Source organism: Pectobacterium betavasculorum, from assembly GCF_000749845.1.
GTDB classification, from domain to species: Bacteria; Pseudomonadota; Gammaproteobacteria; order Enterobacterales; family Enterobacteriaceae; genus Pectobacterium; species Pectobacterium betavasculorum.
This window is the reverse complement of the sequence record NZ_JQHM01000057.1, coordinates 1-553: the sequence shown is the minus strand read 5'-3', so window position 1 is coordinate 553 and position 553 is coordinate 1. Positions and strand designations below refer to the sequence as shown.

The window sequence follows — 553 nt, the reverse complement described above, 5'->3', positions numbered from 1 at the left end:
AGGCATCGGTGGGTGCCTTGCTGGCGCAGGTAAAAGCGACCACGCTGGCGGCGCAGGCGCATCAGGATGTGCCGTTTGAACAACTGGTGGAGGCGCTTAACCCGACGCGCAGCCTGTCGCATAACCCGCTGTTCCAAACCATGCTGGCGTGGCAGAGCTCGCCGGATGACGCCTTGCAACTGGATGGGTTACAGGCGGAGCCTTATGCCGGCGAACAGTTTAGCGCCAAGTGCGATCTGCTGCTCTCGCTGGGCGAACAGCAGATCGCCATCGCCGGTAATATTGAATATGCCAGCAGCTTGTTCAATCGCGCAACGGTAGAACGTTATGCCGGCTATTTGAAGATGCTGCTGCACGCAATGGTAAACGACGACGCACGGCCGTTGGCGCAGTTGCCGCTGCTGGCCGACGCCGAGCGCCGGCAGGTGCTGTACGACTGGAATCAGATCCAGGCCGAGCCGGTCAGCCTGTGCCTGCACCAGCAGTTCGAAGCCCAGGTGCGCCGTGCGCCGCAGGCGGTGGCGCTGGTGTGTGGCGAGCAATCGCTCAGCTA

1 protein-coding gene is annotated in these 553 nt (G+C 62.2%); it reads left to right on the top strand.

Annotation, left to right across the window (positions count from 1 at the left end; genetic code table 11):
- Positions 1-553 (top strand): condensation domain-containing protein (locus tag KP22_RS21070; RefSeq protein ID WP_244880060.1); only part of this gene is annotated, 553 nt, incomplete at both ends.